Origin of the sequence: Enterobacter sp. BIGb0383, from assembly GCF_003751845.1 — a bacterium.
In the GTDB taxonomy this organism is placed as follows: domain Bacteria; phylum Pseudomonadota; class Gammaproteobacteria; order Enterobacterales; family Enterobacteriaceae; genus BIGb0383.
The window spans coordinates 529,914-551,019 of sequence record NZ_RJKQ01000002.1 but is presented as its reverse complement, the minus strand read 5'-3'; the positions used below and the strand labels follow the sequence as shown (position 1 = coordinate 551,019).

General features: G+C 54.1%; 22 protein-coding genes. 7 read left to right on the top strand and 15 right to left on the bottom strand.

The window, feature by feature from the left end; translation table 11 throughout:
• Positions 1-312: 312 nt before the first annotated feature.
• From nrdF to EDF81_RS11005, 5 genes are all read right to left on the bottom strand, one after another.
• On the bottom strand, positions 313-1,275 hold the full coding sequence (gene nrdF, locus EDF81_RS11025; RefSeq protein WP_123348180.1) for a class 1b ribonucleoside-diphosphate reductase subunit beta: 963 nt from the start codon (positions 1,273-1,275) through the stop codon (positions 313-315).
• Positions 1,276-1,286: 11 nt separating this feature from the next.
• The gene (nrdE, locus tag EDF81_RS11020; protein WP_123348179.1) at positions 1,287-3,431 is read right to left on the bottom strand and encodes a class 1b ribonucleoside-diphosphate reductase subunit alpha; all 2,145 of its coding nucleotides are present in this window, start codon (positions 3,429-3,431) and stop codon (positions 1,287-1,289) included.
• Positions 3,404-3,814, bottom strand: coding sequence for a class Ib ribonucleoside-diphosphate reductase assembly flavoprotein NrdI (gene nrdI / locus EDF81_RS11015; RefSeq protein ID WP_123348178.1), 411 nt, complete (start codon positions 3,812-3,814; stop codon positions 3,404-3,406). The genes nrdE and nrdI overlap by 28 nt, the downstream gene beginning before the upstream one ends.
• The gene (gene nrdH / locus EDF81_RS11010) at positions 3,811-4,056 is read right to left on the bottom strand and encodes a glutaredoxin-like protein NrdH (RefSeq protein WP_123348177.1); all 246 of its coding nucleotides are present in this window, start codon (positions 4,054-4,056) and stop codon (positions 3,811-3,813) included. Before nrdH ends, nrdI begins: the two co-directional genes overlap by 4 nt.
• Before the next feature lie 181 nt (positions 4,057-4,237).
• Positions 4,238-4,669, bottom strand: a complete 432-nt coding sequence (locus EDF81_RS11005) for a carboxymuconolactone decarboxylase family protein (protein ID WP_123348176.1) — start codon at positions 4,667-4,669, stop codon at positions 4,238-4,240.
• A gap of 87 nt (positions 4,670-4,756) precedes the next feature.
• On the opposite strand from EDF81_RS11005, the gene EDF81_RS11000 reads away from it, so the two are divergent.
• Positions 4,757-6,106 (top strand): PLP-dependent aminotransferase family protein, encoded by a 1,350-nt coding sequence (locus tag EDF81_RS11000; protein WP_123348175.1) that lies wholly within the window; start codon positions 4,757-4,759, stop codon positions 6,104-6,106.
• A gap of 49 nt (positions 6,107-6,155) precedes the next feature.
• On the opposite strand, the gene EDF81_RS10995 is transcribed toward EDF81_RS11000, so the two are convergent.
• Complete coding sequence (locus EDF81_RS10995) at positions 6,156-6,482, bottom strand: DUF883 domain-containing protein (RefSeq protein ID WP_123348174.1); 327 nt, start codon at positions 6,480-6,482, stop codon at positions 6,156-6,158.
• Positions 6,483-6,644: 162 nt separating this feature from the next.
• On the opposite strand from EDF81_RS10995, the gene EDF81_RS10990 reads away from it, so the two are divergent.
• Positions 6,645-6,989 carry a DUF2002 family protein gene (locus EDF81_RS10990; RefSeq protein ID WP_123348173.1) on the top strand — a complete coding sequence of 115 codons (345 nt, stop codon included), beginning with the start codon at positions 6,645-6,647 and terminating at the stop codon, positions 6,987-6,989.
• A gap of 33 nt (positions 6,990-7,022) precedes the next feature.
• On the opposite strand, the gene alaE is transcribed toward EDF81_RS10990, so the two are convergent.
• Entirely contained in the window at positions 7,023-7,472 is a 450-nt protein-coding gene (alaE, locus tag EDF81_RS10985) for an L-alanine exporter AlaE (RefSeq protein WP_123348172.1), read from the bottom strand.
• A 546-nt stretch (positions 7,473-8,018) separates the two neighbouring features.
• On the opposite strand from alaE, the gene EDF81_RS10975 reads away from it, so the two are divergent.
• Positions 8,019-8,426 (top strand): H-NS family nucleoid-associated regulatory protein, encoded by a 408-nt coding sequence (locus tag EDF81_RS10975; protein ID WP_123348170.1) that lies wholly within the window; start codon positions 8,019-8,021, stop codon positions 8,424-8,426.
• Between the two features lie 40 nt (positions 8,427-8,466).
• On the opposite strand, the gene EDF81_RS10970 is transcribed toward EDF81_RS10975, so the two are convergent.
• Positions 8,467-8,652 (bottom strand): hypothetical protein, encoded by a 186-nt coding sequence (locus EDF81_RS10970; RefSeq protein ID WP_123348169.1) that lies wholly within the window; start codon positions 8,650-8,652, stop codon positions 8,467-8,469.
• A 204-nt stretch (positions 8,653-8,856) separates the two neighbouring features.
• Between EDF81_RS10970 and EDF81_RS10965 the strand changes: the two genes are divergently transcribed.
• The gene (locus tag EDF81_RS10965) at positions 8,857-9,015 is read left to right on the top strand and encodes a YqaE/Pmp3 family membrane protein (protein WP_123348168.1); all 159 of its coding nucleotides are present in this window, start codon (positions 8,857-8,859) and stop codon (positions 9,013-9,015) included.
• 43 nt (positions 9,016-9,058) lie between these two features.
• Here the strand turns inward: EDF81_RS10965 and EDF81_RS10960 are convergent, their stop codons facing one another.
• The 4 genes from EDF81_RS10960 to EDF81_RS10945 all read right to left on the bottom strand — a co-directional run bounded on the left by EDF81_RS10960 (position 9,059) and on the right by EDF81_RS10945 (position 15,135).
• A complete protein-coding gene (locus tag EDF81_RS10960; protein ID WP_260232699.1) occupies positions 9,059-11,008 on the bottom strand; it encodes a methyl-accepting chemotaxis protein in 1,950 nt (649 codons plus the stop codon).
• A gap of 181 nt (positions 11,009-11,189) precedes the next feature.
• Complete coding sequence (locus EDF81_RS10955) at positions 11,190-13,292, bottom strand: TonB-dependent siderophore receptor (protein WP_123349037.1); 2,103 nt, start codon at positions 13,290-13,292, stop codon at positions 11,190-11,192.
• A gap of 142 nt (positions 13,293-13,434) precedes the next feature.
• Positions 13,435-14,424, bottom strand: coding sequence for an AraC family transcriptional regulator (locus EDF81_RS10950; RefSeq protein ID WP_184999518.1), 990 nt, complete (start codon positions 14,422-14,424; stop codon positions 13,435-13,437).
• A 123-nt stretch (positions 14,425-14,547) separates the two neighbouring features.
• Positions 14,548-15,135, bottom strand: coding sequence for a helix-turn-helix transcriptional regulator (locus EDF81_RS10945; RefSeq protein WP_123348167.1), 588 nt, complete (start codon positions 15,133-15,135; stop codon positions 14,548-14,550).
• 889 nt (positions 15,136-16,024) lie between these two features.
• Between EDF81_RS10945 and EDF81_RS10940 the strand changes: the two genes are divergently transcribed.
• The 3 genes from EDF81_RS10940 (at position 16,025) to EDF81_RS10930 (ending at position 18,942) form a co-directional block, all read left to right on the top strand.
• Positions 16,025-16,729 (top strand): oligogalacturonate-specific porin KdgM family protein, encoded by a 705-nt coding sequence (locus EDF81_RS10940; RefSeq protein WP_123348166.1) that lies wholly within the window; start codon positions 16,025-16,027, stop codon positions 16,727-16,729.
• A 74-nt stretch (positions 16,730-16,803) separates the two neighbouring features.
• Positions 16,804-18,507 carry a pectate lyase gene (locus EDF81_RS10935; protein ID WP_123348165.1) on the top strand — a complete coding sequence of 568 codons (1,704 nt, stop codon included), beginning with the start codon at positions 16,804-16,806 and terminating at the stop codon, positions 18,505-18,507.
• Between the two features lie 72 nt (positions 18,508-18,579).
• The gene (locus EDF81_RS10930) at positions 18,580-18,942 is read left to right on the top strand and encodes a hypothetical protein (RefSeq protein ID WP_123348164.1); all 363 of its coding nucleotides are present in this window, start codon (positions 18,580-18,582) and stop codon (positions 18,940-18,942) included.
• Positions 18,943-18,956: 14 nt separating this feature from the next.
• On the opposite strand, the gene EDF81_RS10925 is transcribed toward EDF81_RS10930, so the two are convergent.
• From EDF81_RS10925 to EDF81_RS10915, 3 genes are all read right to left on the bottom strand, one after another.
• Entirely contained in the window at positions 18,957-19,811 is an 855-nt protein-coding gene (locus tag EDF81_RS10925) for a PA4780 family RIO1-like protein kinase (protein ID WP_123348163.1), read from the bottom strand.
• A 76-nt stretch (positions 19,812-19,887) separates the two neighbouring features.
• Positions 19,888-20,217 (bottom strand): hypothetical protein, encoded by a 330-nt coding sequence (locus tag EDF81_RS10920; protein ID WP_123348162.1) that lies wholly within the window; start codon positions 20,215-20,217, stop codon positions 19,888-19,890.
• Positions 20,218-20,336: 119 nt separating this feature from the next.
• A complete protein-coding gene (locus EDF81_RS10915; RefSeq protein ID WP_123348161.1) occupies positions 20,337-20,933 on the bottom strand; it encodes a hypothetical protein in 597 nt (198 codons plus the stop codon).
• Between the last annotated feature and the right edge of the window lie 173 nt (positions 20,934-21,106).

Sequence of the window (21,106 nt, the reverse complement as noted above, 5' to 3'; positions counted from 1 at the left end):
ATACCCTAGCATAATATGAGACTGTGACAACCCTCAATTTCCTGTGTTTGCGGCCTGTGCGGATGCGGAAGTCGGCGGAAGCCCCCATGATATAAGGGCTGAGCGCCGGTGTGTTTATGCTGATATTTTTTGTTTCAGGCAGCAATATTTCGTCTGAATTGTGATGATTCAGACGAATATGGCAGGTAAATTACAGTGTAGAGGTTGTGCTAATTATGGCCAGGTTGTGGGGCGATATTTGCTGATTCTTTTTGGTTTTGAGGAATATAAAAAACGCCCTCTTTTTTTAAGAAAGGGCGTTAAAAACGAGCGTCAGAAGTTCCAGTCTTCGTCCTCGGTTTCGACCGCCTTGCCCATCACGTAGGAGGAGCCGGAGCCGGAGAAGAAGTCGTGATTTTCATCGGCATTCGGCGACAGCGCCGCGAGGATGGCCGGGTTGACCTCGGCCATTTCCGGCGGGAAGAGCGCCTCATAGCCCAGGTTCATCAGCGCCTTGTTAGCGTTGTAGCAGAGGAAGGCTTTGACATCTTCCAGCCAGTCGGTCCCGGCGTATAAATCTTCGGTGTAGGCCAGTTCGTTGTCATAGAGATCCATCACCAGATCCATGGCGAAGTTTTTCAGCTCTTCGCGTTTGGCATCGCTGACTTTTTCCAGCCCCTTCTGGTACTTATATCCAATGTAATAGCCGTGTACCGCCTCGTCGCGAATGATTAAGCGAATCAAATCCGCGGTGTTGGTCAGTTTACCGCGGCTGGACCAGTACATCGGCAGCCAGAAGCCGGAGTAAAAGAGGAAAGATTCGAGAAACACGCTGGCGATTTTCTTTTTCAGCGGTTCGTCGGCGGCGTAATGCTCAAGGATGATTTGCGCCTTGCGCTGCAGCGGGCCATTCTCTTCGCTCCAGGCGTAGGCGGCGTCCACATCTTTGGTCTGGCAGAGGGTGGAGAAAATCGAACTGTAGGAGCGGGCGTGTACCGCTTCCATAAAGCTGATATTCGACATCACCGCCTCTTCGTGCGGCGTCAGCGCGTCCGCCATCAATGCCGGCGCGCCGACGCTATTCTGGATGGTGTCGAGCAGCGTCAGGCCGGTAAAGACGCGGATGGTCAGCCGCTGTTCCGTTTCGCCGAGCGTTTGCCAGGCAGGAAGATCGTTGGACAGCGGCACTTTCTCCGGCAGCCAGAAGTTGCTGGTCAATCGGTTCCACACTTCCAGATCTTTATCGTCCTGGATCTTGTTCCAGTTAATGGCGCTGACGCGTGTTAAATGGCCCATTCCTTATCTCCTTACAGCGCGCATGACACGCAACCTTCAATTTCGGTACCGGCTAACGCCAGCTGACGCAGGCGAATGTAGTAGAGGGTTTTAATCCCTTTCTTCCAGGCGTAAATCTGCGCTTTGTTGATATCGCGGGTGGTGGCGGTATCCGGGAAAAACAGCGTCAGGGAGAGTCCCTGATCGACGTGGCGCGTTGCCTCGGCGTAGGTGTCGATGATCTTTTCCGGCCCGATATCCCAGGCATCCTGATAGAGGTGCAGGTTCTCGTTAGTCATAAAGGGAGCAGGGTAGTAGACGCGGCCGGTTTTCCCCTCTTTGCGGATTTCAACGCGCGACACGATCGGGTGAATGCTCGATGTGGCGTGGTTGATATAGGAAATCGAGCCGGTGGGCGGCACCGCCTGCAGGTTCTGGTTGTAGATGCCATGCTGCATCACCTCCTCGCGCAGCTGTTGCCACATCTCGCGCGTCGGTAGGGTAATGCCGCTGCGGGCGAACAGCTCGTGTACTCTGGCGGTTTTCGGCTGCCAGTCGTCCTGCAGATACTGTGCGAAATACTCGCCGCTGGCGTAGCGGGAGTTTTCGAAGCCTGCAAAGCGCTGGCCGCGCTCTTTCGCCAGCAGCATCGAGGTGTGCAGGGCGTGCCAGGTAATGGTGTAGAAGTAGAAGTTGGTGAAATCTAACCCCTCTTCACTGCCGTAGGCAATACCTTCCCGCGCCAGGTAGCCGTGCAGGTTCATCTGCCCCAGGCCGATGGCGTGAGAGGCGGCGTTACCGGCTTCAATCGACGGCACGCTGCGGATATGACTCATATCCGACACTGCGGTCAGGCCACGAATGGCGGTTTCGACGGTGCGGCCAAAATTGGGCGAGTCCATGGTATGGGCGATATTCAGCGAACCGAGGTTGCAGGAGATATCGTGGCCGGTGTCGGCATAATCCAGATTCTCGTCGTAGGTGGTGGCGCTGTTAACCTGCAAAATTTCCGAGCACAGGTTGCTCATATTGATGCGCCCGGCAATCGGGTTGCTACGGTTAACCGTATCCTCGTACATGATGTACGGATAGCCGGATTCAAACTGAATTTCCGCCAGCCGCTGGAAGAAATCACGGGCGCTGATCCAGGTTTTACGGACGCGTTCGTCGGCGACCAGCTCATCGTACAGTTCGCTAACGGCGATATCGCCGAAGGGTTTGCCGTAGAGGCGCTCCACATCGTAGGGGGAGAACAGCGCCATCTGCGCATTCTCTTTCGCCAGATTAAAGGTGACATCCGGGATCACCACGCCCAGCGACAGGGTTTTAATACGAATTTTTTCGTCGGCGTTTTCACGTTTGGTATCGAGGAAACGCAGAATATCCGGGTGATGAGCGTGCAGATAGACCGCGCCCGCGCCCTGACGCGCACCCAGCTGGTTGGCGTAGGAGAACGCATCTTCCAGCATTTTCATCACCGGGATCACCCCGGAGGACTGGTTTTCGATACGCTTAATCGGCGCACCGGCTTCCCGCAGGTTCGACAGCAGGAAAGCCACGCCGCCGCCGCGCTTGGAGAGCTGCAGGGCGGAATTCACCGCCCGGCCGATGGACTCCATATTGTCCTCAATGCGCAGCAGGAAGCAGGAAACGAGTTCGCCGCGCTGCTTTTTACCACAGTTAAGGAAGGTTGGGGTCGCAGGCTGGAAACGGCCGGAGAGCATCTCTTCCATTAGCTGCAAGGCCTGACGTTCATCGCCCTGGGCCAGGGTCAGTGCCACCATGCAGACGCGATCCTGGAAGTGTTCAAGGTAGCGCTTACCGTCAAAGGTCTTCAGCGCGTAGCTGGTGTAAAACTTCCATGCGCCAAGGAATGTCTGGAAGCGAAAACCGCTGGCGTGTGCCTCCGCAATCAGGTCGACCACGAATGCGCGGTCATAGCGTGCCAGCACGTTTGCGTCGTAGTACTCTTCGGCAATCAGCCAGTTGAGCCGCTCATCCTGGCTGGCAAAGGTCACGGTATTCGGCACCACGTGCGCGGTATGGAAGGCGTCAACCGCCTGATGGTCTTTCTCAAACTGAATGCGGCCCTCTGCATCATACAGATTCAGCATGGCATTCAGCGCGTGGAAGTCCGGTGCGGACTGCGTCACGCGTTCTGCGGTTGTCGTTGCCAAAATTCGCTCACTCCTTTACGCACGTTTTCAATATCACGTTGTGTACCCATCAGCTCGAAGCGGTACAGATAAGGGACCGCACACTTCTGCGCGATAACGTCACCTGCGCGTCCGTACGCATCGCCAAAATTGCGGTTACCGGCGGCGATCACGCCGCGGATCAGCTGGCGGTTATGCGGATCGTTTAAAAAACGGATCGCCTGGCGCGGCACGGCGCCTGCGGTTCCGCCGCCGCCGTAGCTCGGGACCACCAGAATATAGGGCTCGTCTACCCGGATACGCTCGCGCTCGTTGAGCGGGATACGTATCGCCGGCAGCCCCAGACGCGTGATAAAGCGGTGGGTATTTTCAGAGCTGCTGGAGAAGTAGACGAGGATACTCATGCGCTGGCGGCGCTCGGTGCCGTCGTCAGGCGATTGATCATATCCGGACGGAAGCCGGACCAGCGGGTTTCCCCGGCAACGACGACCGGCAACTGGCGGAAGCCCATCTCACGTAACTCATCGACGGCTTCCGGAACCAGATCCAGATTGACCATCTCAAATTCAAATCCGCGGCTTTCCATCGCCCGTTTGGTGGCGTGGCACTGAACACAGTCATTTCGAGTGTAAATAGTAATGCGCATGATTCGTATTTCCATCTAGAATAAGAGAACGCCGCGAGTGGTCGCGTCGGGTTGTGTGTTGCCTGCTGAAGAGAATACTAGATGTAGTTGAAAAAAGTTTCAACCATACAAGATATGGGAATTTTACCAGGGCCTGATTCCCGCTGTTGCGCACAGCGGGAGGGACTGTTTTATATCGAAATTACATACGCATGCTGACGGCGAGGCGGTTAAAGGCGTTCATCAGGCCGATGGCAAAGGTCAGATCGCTGATTTCAACCGGGCTAAATTGCTCCGCAAGCGGCAGGTAAACGTCATCCGGCGCATGGGTGTCGGCGATATGGGTGACGGATTCGGCCCAGGCCAGCGCCGCCTGCTCCCGCGCATCAAAATGGTGGCTGACGCGCCAGCCTGCCAGCGCATCCAGCTTCGTTTGCTCAACGCCTGCTTTGCGCAGCGCCTTGCTGTGCATCTCAAGGCAGAAAGCACAGCCGTTAATTTGCGACACGCGCAGATAGATCAGCTCAATCAGGGTGTTATCAAGTGAGCACTTCTCCACGGCTTTTTTAGCCTGCACAAAAGCGTTGTAGATCTCCGGTGAGAGGTCGTAGTAGGGCTGGCGTAATAGGGTCATAGTGGGTTTCCTCGTGAATTTGCGGGCAATGTAGCACTATAATGGACTGCTAATCAGTGCCATCTTTTAACAAAAAAAGCAGACCATATGGACATCCCGGCCTTATCCCGTTACCGGCAAATCGCCCGGCAGATTAAAGAAGCCATTGAGAAAGGCGAGCTGACGCCCGGTAGCCGTTTGCCCTCAAGCCGTACCTGGGCTCAGGAGCTGGGCGTATCGCGGGCGACGGTGGAGAGCGCCTACGGGGAGCTGGTGGCCCAGGGCTGGCTGGTGCGACGCGGCCAGGCCGGGACCTTTGTCAGTCAGACGCTGGCGGTCCGGCACGAGGCAAGTCCACCCACCGCGCTGGCCGGTGAAGACCCCGGTCTTCTGCCGTTTCAGCTCGGGCTACCCGCGCTGGACAGATTCCCGCGTGCGCTCTGGGCGCGGGTGATGGGACGCCGCCTGCGTACCCAGTCGCGCTACGACCTGGCCCTGGGCGATGTCTGCGGGGAGCGAATACTGCGGCAGGCCATCGTCGACTATCTGCGTTTTTCCCGCAGCATTGACTGCCAGCCGGAGCAGATTTTTATTACCTCCGGCTATGCCGCGTCGGTGACGCTGATCCTGCAAACCCTGGCCTCGCCGGGCGACGGTATCTGGATGGAAGATCCCGGTTTTCCCCTGATCAGACCGGTTATCGAGGGGCAGGGGATCGCCCTTAACCCGGTGCCGGTTGACGCGCAGGGAATGGATATCGCGGCGGGAATTGCCCGCTACCCGCAGGCGCGCTTTGCCCTGCTGACGCCCGCACATCAAAGCCCGCTGGGCGTGGCGCTGTCGGTTTCGCGCCGTCGGGCGCTTCTTGACTGGGCCGCACAGCGCCAGGCGTGGATCATCGAAGATGATTACGACAGTGAATTTCGCTATCAGGGAAAACCGCTGCCGCCGCTAAAAAGCCTGGATGCCCCGCAGCGGGTAATCTACGCCGGGACGTTCAGCAAATCGTTGTTTCCTGCCGTACGCACGGCCTGGCTGGTGGTGCCTGCGCCGCTGGTCAATGCCTTTCGTCAACGGGCGTCGCTGAGCGCCTGTACGGTGCCGCTGCTCTGGCAGCAGACGCTGGCGGATTTTATTACCGAGGGGCATTTCTGGCGGCATCTGAAAAAAATGCGCCAGTGCTACGCCTTACGGCACCGATGGCTGGTGGAAGCGCTGACCGCGCACGGTTTGTGCTGCGTTGAGCAGCAGGGGGGGATTCAGCTAAGGGTGGACGTAGAGGCCGACGATCGGGAGAGTGCCCGACGCGCCAGAGAGGCCGGACTGTCGGTTCAGGCGCTGAGCGACTGGCAGATAGAGCCACGCGGGCACAGGGGACTGCTGATCTCCTTTACCAATCTGACTTCGCCGGAAATGGTGGAACAGGCGGTGGAAAAGCTCGTTCGTGCGATAGCATAAAAAAACCTGTGAGCCGAAGCCCACAGGTCTTTTTTATCTATCACCGGTATCAGCGGCGCAGGCTAAGCAGCGCGCCGAGGAAAATACCGACCGCCGCTGCCGCGCCGACGCTGCACCAGGGGCGTTCACGGACAAAGGTATCCGCGCAGCCAACGGCATCACGCGTTGCCTGCTGTACCCGGTTCCGGCCATGCAGTCGGGCGCGGGTCTCTTTCAGGAGCGCCTGCGCTTTGCGGCGGGCGTTTTCCCCTTCCTCTTTGGCATCGCTGCCCCAGGACTTAAGCACATCTTCCAGGCTATCGGCTAACTGGCTAACATCATTGTGGATCTCTTCCACACCGTCATCGACGTCTTTACGGTTCGGTCTGTTAAACATAAATTCCTCCCTTGATTTCGATGAGACTTTTAGTTTAGACCACGTTTTTATCCTCTGTGGGCCTCTTCCTGCCGAAGAATGTGTTTATGGACTTTTCTGAAAGCCGCCTCATTGCCGAATACTGTAAGGTTGCGGGGCTGTAAAAGATGATGAGGAATCACTATGTATTTACGACCCGATGAGGTGGCGCGCGTTCTGGAAAAGGTGGGCTTTACCATCGATGCGGTAACCCAAAAAACCTATGGCTACCGCCGTGGGGAGAACTATGTCTATGTGAATCGCGAGGCGCGAATGGGGCGCACGGCGTTAATCATTCACCCGACGCTAAAAGAGCGCAGCCAGTCTCTGGCGGAACCGGCCTCTGATATTAAAACCTGCGATCACTATCGTCACTTTCCGCTTTATTTAGGCGGCGAGGCTCAGGAGCATTATGGGGTCGCTCACGGCTTCAGTTCACGTATGGCGCTGGAGCGTTTCCTTCACGGGTTGTTTGGCGAGATGCAGTAATTCAGCGACTGGCTTATTGCCAGTCGCCGTGGTTCAGATGCTGGCCTGATGATATTTGCTGACCCGGAATAAGCGACGGCAATAATCGAGAAAATAGCCATATACCGCACCCATCATCATTGAAATAACGATGTTCGAGGTGACGGCGGCGGCGATCTGCTGCCAGCTGGCGCCGACGACCAGCAGAATGGCGACATAGACCGGCGACTGAAAGCTGACGTAGGCCAGCACGTCCGCCAGGTTTTTCATCCAGCCACCCGGAGCCAGGCGGCGGGCCTGGCGCATAATCAGGTCGCGATACATCCCGTAGGGCCAGGCGATAATAATATTGACGGGAATGGCCACCAGTCGTGATGAAAGTGACTGCTCAAAGGACATTCCGGAGAGGAAAATTTCGATCAGCATGTTGACGATAGAACAGTAGACCACCATGGCAAAGGTGTCTGCTGCCGCATGACGCAGGCGCGACTGCGAAGAAAACATGTTGATGCTCCTTAGAGAATAAGCCTGAAGAAGTGCTTATTTAGCGATTTGGGTTGCATTTTTCTTTGCGTGTAGATTATATCTCTGCATATAAACTGGCAACTAGCTCAAAATTTTTATTTGATGCTTTTTTATCTATAAAATCCTCTGTTACCGTTTGTTTTTTGCTCATTTCGCTATTTTTTGTTTTGAAGGGTTTAAATTGTTTAAAATACAATGTGTTGCATTATTTGGTCGGGAAACCTGACAGACGCAGTGGAGATCGGGCGAGAAGTCAGGCTTGCGGGATTTTTACTGCTGATGTCGGCATTAAGCCAGCATAAAACACCAATATTAAGCCTTGCCAGCCAGAAGATGATCCATGCCTTATTATCCTGTTCACCTTATATGACTTTTATTCATTATTTTATTCTTTATGAAATAAGCATTCACCGGCATTATTGAATATATTTTGATGGGTTAAGGGTTGCTGGAAATAAAGTTTGAAATACATTAAGCTGCGTTTTCTTTTTTTATTTCGTGTTTAACAAGGATTGGTTAATAATTATGAGTGTGAAACTTCAGAATTTTAATAGTATACGTGCGCTACGCGCCCTGGCACGCCAGTTTTCCTCGCAGGAACTCATCGAACTCCTGCAGAAACTGCGGACGGTGATTGATGAACGACGGGAAGAAGAGCGTCTTCTTCAGCATCAGTCTGCTCAGCGCGGTGAAAAGATAGAGCAGTGGCTCAGGCTGATACAGGCTGAGGGCATCCATCCACAAGAGCTGCTGGGCGGATACGGTGAAGGGAGTGGCGCAATACGAGGCGGCCCGCGCAAGCCTCGCCCGGCAAAATATCGTTTTGTCGATATTAACGGCATGACGAAAACCTGGACCGGCCAGGGAAGAACGCCAAAAACCATTGCCAAAGCGCTGCGACAGGGAAAATCGCTGGAAGATTTTCTTATTTAACGTGGGACGGTGAGGAGCGTCGTCTCCTCACCCTGTGATATCAGCAGACGCCAAAATCACCGTCTTCTTTATAAAGGGTCACGTCGTCGGCTTTTAACGTCAGGGGTGCACCCTGTTCATTCGCAGCCGGTACGGCGACGATCCGATCGTCATGAACTTCCACGACTTTTAATTTTGGTCCGCCCATCCGCGGCTGGACAAGATCGCCTGGTGAAAATGTACTCATGATTGTCTCCTCTTTTTGTCGGAACTCTCACTGTAGTGCAGCGAGGGCTGCCGGTACAAGCCCGTACCAATCAAGGAGTAGCGTTCACCTCATTCAGCAGAAGGTAAAAGAGCGTAAACGGCTGGCTGCTTTAGGCATTTCGACTATGCTTAAAGTGAAATTCTCTTTTTTTTACAACACGCTAATTGCTTCCAGGGAGGTGCTATGGGGTTCTGGCGTATCGTATTTACCATTATTCTCCCCCCGCTGGGCGTGCTGCTCGGTAAGGGGTTTGGTGGGGCATTCCTGCTTAACATCCTGCTGACGCTGCTGGGTTATATTCCGGGTCTGATCCATGCGTTCTGGGTGCAGACAAAAGACTAAGGCCATCGTCGGGCCGTCCGGTTTAGCGGACGGCCCGGCTGTATTACCCGGCCTGCAGACCGTTCAGGCGGAAGAAAACGATACTCTCTTCCAGCACTTTCGCCTGCTCCTCAAGCGAGGAGGCGGCGGCGGAAATTTGCTGCACCAGTGACGCATTCTGCTGGGTCGTGCCATCCATCTCATTGACCGCGATATTCACCTGGTTAATGCCCTGACTCTGCTCATCCAGCGCCTGAACAATCTCGTTAATCACCAGATTGACGGCGGAGACGGCCTCGATAATTTGCTTCATCATCGCACCGGTGTTGTTGACCAGCGATACCCCTTCGCTGACGCGGGCGGAGGATTCACCGATCAGGCCGGAAATCTCTTTCGCCGCGCTGGCGCTGCGCTGGGCCAGGTTTCGTACTTCACCGGCTACCACCGCAAAACCGCGACCCTGTTCACCGGCGCGAGCGGCTTCCACCGCGGCGTTTAGCGCCAGAATATTGGTCTGGAACGCAATCCCGTCGATGATGCTGTTGATGTCGCTGATTTTCTGCGAGCTGGTATTAATCCGCGTCATGATATCGACCACTTCTCCCACCAGCGACTCTCCTTCACCGGCAATATGCGCGGCCCTGCGCGTCAGGTCCGTTGCCTTGTGGGCGTTTTCAGCATTGTTACGGATGGTGGAGGAGATCTCTTCCATGCTGGCGGCCGTCTGTTCAATGGCGGCCGCCTGCTGCTCGGTGCGGGCGGCGAGATCGAGGTTACCGGCGGCAATTTCACTGCTACCGGCGCGGACCGAGGTTGTCGCATCGGTGATATTACTGACCATCCGGTGCAGCTGTGACTGCATGGTATGCAGCGCATAGAAGATGCTGATCCGGTCGTTTTTCTGCACCGGGATGGCACTGCCGAGATCGCCGGTCGAGACGGCGAGGGCAATCTGCGCCGCTTCCAGCGGCTCACCGCCAACCGGGCGGGCCACATTGCGGGTGAAGACACCGGCCACGATAGCGCTGACCACCAGAATACTGATGACCATCAGGCAGGCTGCCCAGAGAATATTTTGCCAGGTCTGCGCCATTACCACGCTAACCGGCGTGACGATCGCCAGCTTCCACGGTGTTTCACTGTTGCCGACGTCGATAGCCTGCCAGAGGATAAACGCGGGCTCCTTGAGGATCGGATCGTCGTAGCGACTGACGCCGTTAAACGCCACGCTGCCGGTAAAGGGTTTTCCGATACTGGCCGCATCCGGACTGGATACCACCTTGCCGTCTGCGGACAGCAGCAGCGCGTAGCCGGTGCCGTTCCACGGCCGGATCTGCCCAATCGTCTGCTGCAGGGTTTGCAGCGAGAAGTCGGAGGTCACCGAGCCGATAAACTTGCCGTCGCGCATAATCGGCGCGGCAATGGAGGTCAGCATCACATCCACCCCGTTGTAGGGGTAGATATAGGGTTCAATAATCACATCGCGCTGGCGCTGGCGGGGAAGCAGATAGTAGTTGCCGCTGCCCGCCGTTTCATAGTCGGTAAGATTATGCAGCGCCGGGTTTCCGCTCCCGTCGCGGTCGATATAGCGGGCATAGCGGCCGGCGGGATCCTGCTCCGGCTGGCCGGCAAACTCGCTATCCCTGCCGTCGAAAGCGTTGGCTTCGAAGGTCAGCGACATGGAGAGAAAGTCCTCGTGCTGGCGCAGATACTCGGTCAGCAGCCGATCCAGCCCTTTACGTTCGGTTAATCCTGCCTGTCTGAGCGACCAGGCGCTGTTACCCAGATCCCGGGCGGCGGAGAGTGCGGCATCCAGCTTACGCTGAACCACCAGCGCCTGTGTCTGACCGATTTGTTGCAGATACTTGCCAGCGACATCCTGTTGCTGCGACATGGACTGCCAGGTAAGCAGTCCAATAGTGACGATAAAACCGACCGAAATGGTTAAAAAACTGCATACCAACATCAGTGTTCTGGTTTTCATCTTACGCTGAGAAAAGGTCGCTAAACCCATAGACTGCTCCACACCTGTTATCAATTTAGTAACATTCGCCTTTAATATCGGCGGCCAGCGCTGAAGCCTTACAACGCCCGGTGCGGTTTTTTGTGTGTGCCTGATTGGCAACGGATTTTTGTTTGGGAAAGTGATAAGCGGGGCATCCGGCCGGGGTCAAACCCCGACCGGGATAGCGTCATCAGAAACTGTACGAGAGGCTGCCGACGATGCTGCGCTCGGCACCAAAGTAGCAGTAGGAGAGAGAGTTACAGGTCGATACGTAGCGCTTATCGGTCAGGTTATTGACGTTAAGCTGTGCGTTCAGCCCTTTCAGACCGACGTTCGACAGGTCATAGCCCACCGCCAGATCCATCAGCGTGTAGGACGGCAGCGTATGCGTATTGGCGCGATCCGAGGCTACGCCGTTGACATAGCGCACGCCGGAGCCGACGGTCAGTCCGTTCAGCGGGCCGTTTTTCACATCGTAGCTCAGCCAGGCGCTGGCCTGGTTACGCGGGGCATATATCGCGCGGCGACCCTGCTCTTTCGGGCCGCTCTTTTTGTAGCGCACGTCGGTGTAGGTATAGGCCGCCTGCAGACGCAGGTTATCCGTCAGATTACCCACCGCTTCCAGCTCCACCCCTTTTGATTCGATCTCTCCGATGGCGCGGTACGGGTCATCCGGATCGTCTTTGGTGGCGACATTGGTCTGGTTAATGCGGAATACCGACGCGCTGTACTGGGTGTCAGAGCCTTCCGGCTCGTACTTCATCCCCGCTTCCCACTGCTTGCCTTCCATCGGGTCGAGGATTTTACCGTTTTCATCAACAAAGCTGGTGGGCGTAAAGGCGGTGGAGTAGCTCACGTAGGGCGCAAACCCATTATCGAATAAATACAGCAGGGCCGCACGGCTGCTGAAGTTGCCCTGATCGATCGTATCGCGGGTGCCGTCGAGTTTATTGACGTTGGTGACGTTGACCCAGTCATAGCGGCCGCCGAGCGTCAGACGCCAGCGATCCCAGGAGAGCTGATCCTGAGCGTAGACCCCGGTCTGATCCAGCTTGTGTTTTTCGCTGGCGTAGCGGGTAATGGAACCCAGAGGTTCAGCCCCGTAAATGGGTTTAAAGGCATTAATCGCCGGGAAATCACCGGAATAGCCGTTGGTATTGTTGCTACGGCGCTGGTAGTCGACGCCGACCAGCAGGCGGTGGTTGATATCGCCCGTATCGATGCTGCCGTCCAGCTGATTATCGATGGTAATGGCGGACAGGGACTCATCCGAGCCGGAGTAACCCCGTTTTAGATCCGTATCATTCGCCCAGCCTGCGGCGTAGACCTGGTTTAGTTCCACTTTGGTGCGCAGATAGCGCAGCTTCTGGCGCGCGGACCAGCCGCTGTCAAAGGCGTGCTCAATGTTATAGCCCACCATATTCTCGCGGCGATCGTACTTGTCGTAGTCGTCTTCGCCTTCAAAGAAGCCATTGGATATTTTCTGTCCGGCGTGTGGGACAACCGTGCCCTCATAGGGCATGCCGGAGTGGCTGCCGCCTTCCGGATCGCGGTGGATATAGGCCATCAAATCCAGGCGGGTCTGGTCGGTGATACGCCAGGTCAGGCTGGGCGCAAAGGCATAGCGCTCCTCTTTGGTGCCAAACTGGGTATCGGCGAAGCGGGTCATGCCGCCAAGGCGGAAGGCGACCCGATCGTTATCGTCCAGCGGACCGGTGAGGTCAAAGGCGGCGCCGCGCTGTTTATTGTTACCGGCGAAGACTTTTACCTGACCCCCGGCGTCAAACGAGGGCATGCGTGAGTTCATGGCGACAATCCCGCCCGGCGAAGAACGGCCGTACAGCACCGATGCCGGACCGCGAACCACTTCAATACTGTCGAGGAACCAGGGATCGATCACCAGTGAGCTATGGGAATTGGTATCGCCCATTATCTTCAGGCCATCGAGATAGAGATTATCCAGGCTACCGTCTGAAAAACCGCGCAGGACAATATAGTCAAAGCGGTTAGAGGCCCCAATCTGGTCGCTGAAAACGCCCGGCGTGTAGCTGACGGCCTGGCGCACGCTGATGGCACCCTGTTCTTCAAACTGCTGACGGGTGACGATGGAGACGGCCTGCGGAGTTTCGATATCCGGGGTTTCCAGTTTGGTTGCGCCGCTCTGTACCGTCGAGGTGACCACCACCGTATCACTCTTGCCGGTCGCGGTCGGCGTATCCTGAGCCATCGCCTGAAGGCTAACTCCGCTGGTAATACAGCCAATCATTAGCGCCAGTCGCGTTTTTGCGAACATGAAAATCTCCAAAGCACGTTATTATTGTAAATAAGAATTATTACCTTTTTCGCGCTGCCGATAGCTATGCGCCGTGCCGATTTACGTATGCGCGGTGACAAAAACGGCGAGAGCAGGGAACCTTTTGGACGGGGAAAAGGGATCAGGCGTCCCGAAGATCGCTGGGCGCAATGCCGTAGCGGCGACGGAAGGCGGTGGAAAAGTTGGTGGCGTGCTGATAGCCCGACATCCAGGCCGCCTGCTGGACGCTGTAGCCCTGCTGAAGATAGCGGCGGGCGAGGGCCAGACGACAGTCGCGCAGGTAGTCGAAGACGGAATGGCCGTAGGCCTGGCGAAACTTGCTGCGCAGGCTGCTGGAGCTCATGGCCGCCAGCTGGGCCAGTTCATTCAGGGAGTACTCTTTTTCCGGATGCTGCTCAAGCAGCTGGCGGATGGTCTCCAGTCGACCGTGCTGGGCGGCCAGCGGAAGCGTCCGCTGATGGCTGTCCTGCATGCGCAGTTGAAGGCCATGGCCCAGCAGTTGGAGCAGGACGCCCTCCAGCATCATCTGCCGCGGCAGGCCGACAAGGGCATGATGCAAAGGTTGATGCAGCCCCGATAGCAGATAGCCAGGCACCGGCCATAAAAAAGTGGGCGAGCCGTTTTCTTCCCAGGCTTCTAACAGCGAGTGCAGCAGCGGCTGGCGGCTAAAGGTGTCCGGGTAGATCCCCAGCGACAGCGTTCTGAGGTGACGGTCGGCAGAATGGCTGGCATTCATCGTCTGGTGCTCGCCGAGCCGGGCGCTGAATGCCATTCCCGCCTGCACCACGTACTCTTTCCCGCTGAGGCGAATCACGACCGCGCCTTCCAGCACCACCAGCATATACAGCGGGCAGGCGTGCAGGGAGGTGGTTTCATAGGGTTGCAGAACGCGGACGTTGGAATTGGTCAGGCAGATGCCGGAGGAGAGGGTGAGTTCTTCGACCTCACCCTGGACGACAACTCGCGTATCCTGGGCGTAACGACGGCATGACGACCAGGCCGGAAAGCGAAAGTCGATGCCGTAACGTTCACCAATATCAACGAAATCGTCGATCAGAAAAGACCGCGTCAGCGCTGCGGAGAGAGTCGTTTCATTTTGTTTGACGCCCAAAATCACACCTGCACGTAGCGAGAGTCCCAGGGAACAGCGGAGATATCGCGGAATACGATACCATCGTCACCTGGCGTCATCAATCATGTTGATAACCATTCTCACTTTGCCGGACGGCGGACATCAGGCCGCGCTGTGCTCGCCTGTCTGCCAGACTGGGCTATTTTCACCGCATTCTGCACGCATCGCGCTGTATAAGGAACAGAGTTCCTGCAGGCTCTTGGTACCGGTCCGCTTCATCAGCCCATTACGCTGTACGCTGACCGTCGTCGGGCTGACGCCGCGGATGCGGGCAATATCGTCGAGCGAGTGGCCGCGCAGGATCAGCCGCATAATTTGCTGCTCGGCACCGGTGAATTTAAACGGATAGGGCGTGTAGCCGGGCTGCTGGTTCTGTTCGGCCAGCTTACCCATGACCTGGAGAGACTGGCGAAGCTCTTCGGCAGTCATTGTTTCTGACAGGCAGAGTTTTATCAGGTCGGGGAAGAGGCGGCTCAGGGTATCAAAGTAGCGTTCGGAAGAGATAAAAATGGCGTAGTGATCCGGCGGACGGGAGAAAAACAGGCTGTACATCTCCATCATATCCATGCCGGTTGTGACATAGATAGAAGAGGCGTGTCGCCTGAAAGGATTTTCCCGCTCGCTGCTCAGCTGCTTAAGCACTTTTTCAATCCCACAGATGAAAAAGCGATCCTTTCCATAGATTGTCATATGGGCTCCAGAGGGTATCAATGTCTAATAGTATTCTTATTTATACGGGCACTATCCGGTTCTTTTTTATGCGTTTTTATCCGATTTTTGTTCATGCCAGCGAGAGGTTCAATCACAATATGTGCGCTTGTTTAGGTTCTGTTTAGGGTTGCGTTTAAATATTGTGATCCAGAGCATCCCGTGGCGACCCGCTCGGGCTGTCGCCTCAGGAGAGGATTCAGTGTATTGCATTTTCAAATCCGCGATAGAATTTTTATCCAGGAATAAGTTTATCGTAATATTTTCCTGAATCTGTCAATAGCGGCGATAAATTACAGGTGCCCATTGTTCATTCTTGTGTATCATACTGATTATATTGGTTTTTGTTTTTATTGTCATTTTTAGGAACATCTTTATAAAACCAAATTTGATGTCCGTCACTTCTTAATTGAATATCCGATCACCGTCTCAAAACGCTATTTCAGTTTGTGTAAAAGTGTGTTTCGTGTGATTTAATACTTTCAACTTATAAAGCAAGAGATAAGACATGTGGTTATCAGAATTTCTCCTGATAATGGCATCGAAATATTCTGTGTGGTGAATCCCCCTAAGCGGCGGGGTCATGCTGATATGAGGTAATCCTCAGTGATGTTTCGTTTTTATGGGCGAATTGGGCTGGTCGGCACCTAATTCACCGGGAGGCACCCGGCACCACACACCACTTAATTGTTTGCACGATCATAGATCTGTTATTGAATAATGAATTCTTGTATTACGAGAACGGTGAATTGTTTCGCGTAATGATGGAATACTATGCAATTCGGTTATTTAAAATAAATTAAAAATTATCTGCATATTTGCAGAGAACATCATGTGCCTTTCAACTATCAATACGTAGGGGATTTTTACTATGAAGTTGCGTTCATTATTAATAGCTACTGTTCCTTTTATCAGTATCGCAGCCCATGCGGTGACTTTCGACTACCGTCATGAAACCAATGACAACGGCGGCAATAACCATAAAGATCGTCTGTCGATGTCTCACCGTTTTGCTAACGGTTTTGGTTTATCGCTGGAAGGTAAATGGAAAGGCGGGCAGAAAAAGGACAAAGCCTTTGATGAGACCGTCAGCAACGGGACCGAAGTCGTCGCCAGCTATGTCTATAAAATTAATAAAACCTTCCAGGTTGAACCCGGTTTTTCACTGGACAGTAGCTCAACCTCTAACAACTACCGCCCGTATCTGCGCGGCAAAGCCAATATTACTGATGATGTGAGCGCGTCACTCCGCTACCGTCCTTATTTCAAACGTAATAACAGCAATATCGGCACTGCGAAAGATACCACTGAAAACGGTTATAACCTGACTGCAGTCTTCACGTTTAAATTCCTGAATGACTATTCACTGGATTACGAACTGGATTACAAAAAAGCGAACTCTGCAGGCGTTATTATTGCCGATAACGAGAGCTACGACTGGACCCATGACTTTAAATTGACCTATAAGTGGGATAAAAACTGGTCGCCGTATATGGCTATTGGTAATGTGTCCGGTAGCAAAGCGACGGATGAAAGACAAACCCGTTACCGTGTTGGCGTGAAATACTCCTTCTAATAACTGGTGTAGTTAATCCCATCAAGCGAATAAGGATTTCATTTGAAATCCTTATTTTTTTAGCGAGGCGACTCATGAAAATTTCAGGACTGGCGCTGGCAGTTGGGCTGTGTTGTGCAGCCTCTGCCATGGCTCAGGATAGCCAGCGTCTTAACAGCGTCAAAACCTTTGCCGACACGGTACTGGATAAAGCTGGCGATAAGTACAATCACAACGTTCCGCTGCTGGCTAACGGCGTTGATCCGCGCACAGGGAAGCAAATGGAGTGGATTTTCCCCGACGGGAAAACGGCGGTGCTCTCTAACTTCTCCGCCCAGCAAAACTTTATGCGCGTGCTGGTTGGGTTGAGCAACCTGACGGGTGATGAAAAGTATCGTAAGCGGGCCGAAGACAATGTGCGCTACTACTTCGACCACTATCAGGACAAAAGCGGCCTGCTGCTGTGGGGCGGACACCGCTTTGTCGATCTGAAAACGCTGCAGCCGGAAGGCCCAAGCGAAAAAGAGATGGTCCACGAGCTGAAAAATGCCTATCCGTATTACGACCTGATGTTTGCGGTGAATAAACCGGCCACGGCGAACTTTATTCGCGGGTTCTGGAATGCGCATGTCTATGACTGGAAAATCATGGAAACCAGCCGCCACGGCGAGTACGGCAAAAGTATGGGCAAACTCTGGGACAGCGAATTTGAACAGCAGCCGCCGTTCTACTCCACCAAAGGGCTGAGCTTCCTGAATGCCGGTAATGATCTGATCTACTCCGCATCCGTGCTGTACCAGCATGACGGCGAGCGCGGTGCCCTGACCTGGGCCAAACGACTGGCCGAACAGTATGTTCTGCCGCGGGATAAAAAGACCGGGCTTGGCGTGTATCAGTTTACCCAGCCGCTCAAGCGGGCGGAAACCACCGACGACTCGGATACGCACTCTAAGTATGGCGACCGCGCTCAGCGCCAGTTTGGTTCTGAACTCGGTGCGGATGCGCTGGAAGGCAATATGATGCTGAAAGGCCGCACCAGCACGCTCTACTCCGAGAATGCACTGATGCAGCTGGCGCTGGCGAAGTCTCTGGGGGCTGACGGTGCGGACATCAAAAAATGGACGCTCGACGGCCTGAAAGCGTTCGCGAGCTATGCCTATGATGAAAGCAACAACACCTTCCGCCCGATGCTGGCCAACGGCACCGATCTGACCGACTACGTCTTAAAGCGTGACGGCTACTACGGCAAGAAAGGATCGGTCCTGAAAGCGTATCCGGCGGGCAATGAGTTCCTGCTCTCCTACGCCCGGGCCTGGACGCTGGAACCGGACCCGCAGATGTGGAAAGTGGCTCGCGGTATCGCGCGTGGACAGGGACTGGGTGATATCGGCGAGGCGGGTGGAGCTAACAGCAAGCTGGATCTCAACACCACCAATAACGATCCGTACTCCATCTTTGCCCTGATCGATCTGGCCCAGGCGACCGGCAATAAAGGTTACCTGCAGCTGGCGGAAAAGGTCGCCGACAATATTATCAACACTCGTCGACTGAACGGCTTCTTTGTTGAAGATCCGGCCTATGTCTATGCCGATATCGACAACATCGCGCCTTACGCCCTGCTGGCGCTGGAAGCGGCTCTGCGTAACAAACCCGACGCCGTCGCCCCCTTCTTAAACGGCGCGGGCTTTACCGAAGGCGCATACCTGATGGCCGACGGCACCGTGCGTTACTCCACGCGCGATGAAGAGCTGTTCCGTCTGAAGGAAGGGGAGTTGCTTAAGCCGAACGGTAAGAAATAATCTCGTTGATTTGCCGTTGCCGCCGCGCTGCTATTATCAGCGCGGTGGCGTATCAATGATAAGGCGGCAAAGATGTTTAATCGTATGATATTGGTTGTTTCCCTCAGCCTGCTCTCAGGCTGTGTTAACCTGGGTAAAGTCGGGATGCATCCGCAGCTAAAGACGTCCAGTTTTTCAGCCAGTATGGATCGGACCTACCGCTGTCTGGACAGCGAAGCGATTCGCCAGGCGCTACGTCTCACTGAGGATGACCGTCTTCCCGGCGGTGGCAGGCGGTATAACCTCCTGGACCAGCATAATGCGGTTGTTGCGTGGCTGGATATGAACTCTTCCGGTAAGCAAACCAGTATCGATCTCTTCTACGGGCGCAGTGAACCGCAGACCGAACGGCAGTTACTGACGATGGTTAAGCAGTGCCAGCGGGAGTTGGACTGATTCTGAGGCTAGTTTTACTCATCGTCCCGCTCTTTGGCCGCACGCTGACGTTCGTAAAACTCATCTTCTGCCGTAATGATTTCATCCAGCAGCGAATCCATATCGACATCATGGAGCTCTTCGACAAAAAGGCCGGTTAGCGAGGATTCTGGCGTTAATTTTCCGTCTTCATATAACGCCCAGATCTCTTTCGCATAGCGCGTTTTCAATAGCTGCGGGGCGAACTGACCGTAGTAAGAGGTGATGTTATTCACATCACGTTCAAACATAGACTCAGCGTGGTTGTTTGCGGCGGCGTCAACGGCCTGCGGCAGGTCGATAATGACCGGCCCCTGCGCATCAAGCAGCACATTAAACTCCGACAGATCGCCATGCACAATCCCGGCACACAGCATGCGCACGATATTGCGGATCATCGTATGGAAATCAGCAACGGCCTCTTCTTCCGTCAGGGACACATCGCTAAGACGTGGCGCAACCGCGCCATCGGCATCGGTGACCAGCTCCATGAGCAACACGCCGTCTATGCACAGATAGGGCTGCGGCACGCGCACTCCGGCGTTGGCAAGGCGGAACAAGGCATCAACCTCCGCCGTTTGCCAGACCTCTTCCTGCTGCTTGCGACCGAACTTCGAGCTTTTTTGCATGGCGCGGGCATTACGCGTATTGCGGACTTTACGCCCTTCCTGATACTGCACCGCCTGCTTAAAGCTACGCTGCGTCGCTTCTTTATAGACTTTGGCGCACTGAACTTTATCACCGCATAGCACGGTGTAAACGTCAGCTTCTTTACCGCTTTTCAGTCGTTGAAGCACGTCGTCAATCAGGCCATCATCGACCAGGGGCTGGATTCTGTTTGGGATTTTCATGCCGCTTTATACCGCATTTTAGTCCGTTGATCCCCCCATTTTTCACGGAGATGATAAGTTGAATCAGGTCAGACGGTTACTGATTTTTCGGTGCCCAGTATTCGTCCTGCACATTTGCCAGGCAATCACCGCCTTTGTCTCTGTCTCTGTACGCGTAAGCGACAGCAACACGTTTGGCTTCGGCTTGCTGATAAACCCATTGATAGCGTTTAGTCGCGATTTTTATGTTCTGCACGCCTTGTGAAACTAACTTCTCACCAGCTGGCTCTCCATCAAGAGAGCCGCAAAGAACGCCAGCGTAGGAATTTGAAAGGAGTGGCAATGGTTTCGAGCTTGCCGCTTCATTCGCCATAGTACTGATTGAAGTTAATGAGGCTATCAATGCTACTACGAGTTTAAGGTTCATTGTTTTTTTCCTTGCATTTGCTAGTAGTTATTAACCGTATTTAGCGCTTAATTATGAGCATTACCAAATGACATCTCATCTCTGTTGGTCAGCCGATCCTTAACCGATCGGCATTATCTTCACTGAGTGTTAATTGCTTTAATTAATGCTGCTCCAAGTTGGCGAGTATTCAGATCATTGCCGTTAGAATTTGTGATACTTACACCAAGCACTTCAGCTATTGTCCTCAAATTTGGTCTAACTGGTCGGGCGTCCATTCCATTCACTTTAACGGTAATCGAGCCGCTGGCGTGTTGATTGATGACGTACATTTGATATTGAGCTGATAGTACAATTTTGTCAGAACTGTCCGGTGAATGCACAACCTCAAAAGTTGCTGAGACTATGCCCCTCTTTCCCCAGTTTCGAAGATAGCCTGACCATATATTAGCTCGCAAATTAGAGGTTTTTTTAAACGAATGCACCTTCCAGTCGCCAGCCTCAATGGAACCATCCTCCATCCTTAGTTCAACATAGGCACGGCCTGACTCAACTAGTCTATCTTTGAACTCTTCCTCATTTTCTGGAATGAAGGTTAATTTGGGTTTTGAGCCTGGATCTGTATCTATCTCATAAGCATCAAGGAGCCTTTCAATAACGCTTTCCGGCGTTTCAAAGCCAGCAGCGTGACTGGCAAGCCTGTTGTATGTCTTATCCGACACGCTTAACATTTTCATAAACACCCCTGACATAATCATAAAATAAATCATATATGATAGTGGTGGAAAGGCAAGTTGTTTATGAAATTATCCCCTGAGGGTCTGGAAACTTTGTGAATTGGAATGGCTTACCTCACCATCGCTCTCCACCAGTCTTATGCCGTTGCTTAAATTCTGCCGCCACAATTCGG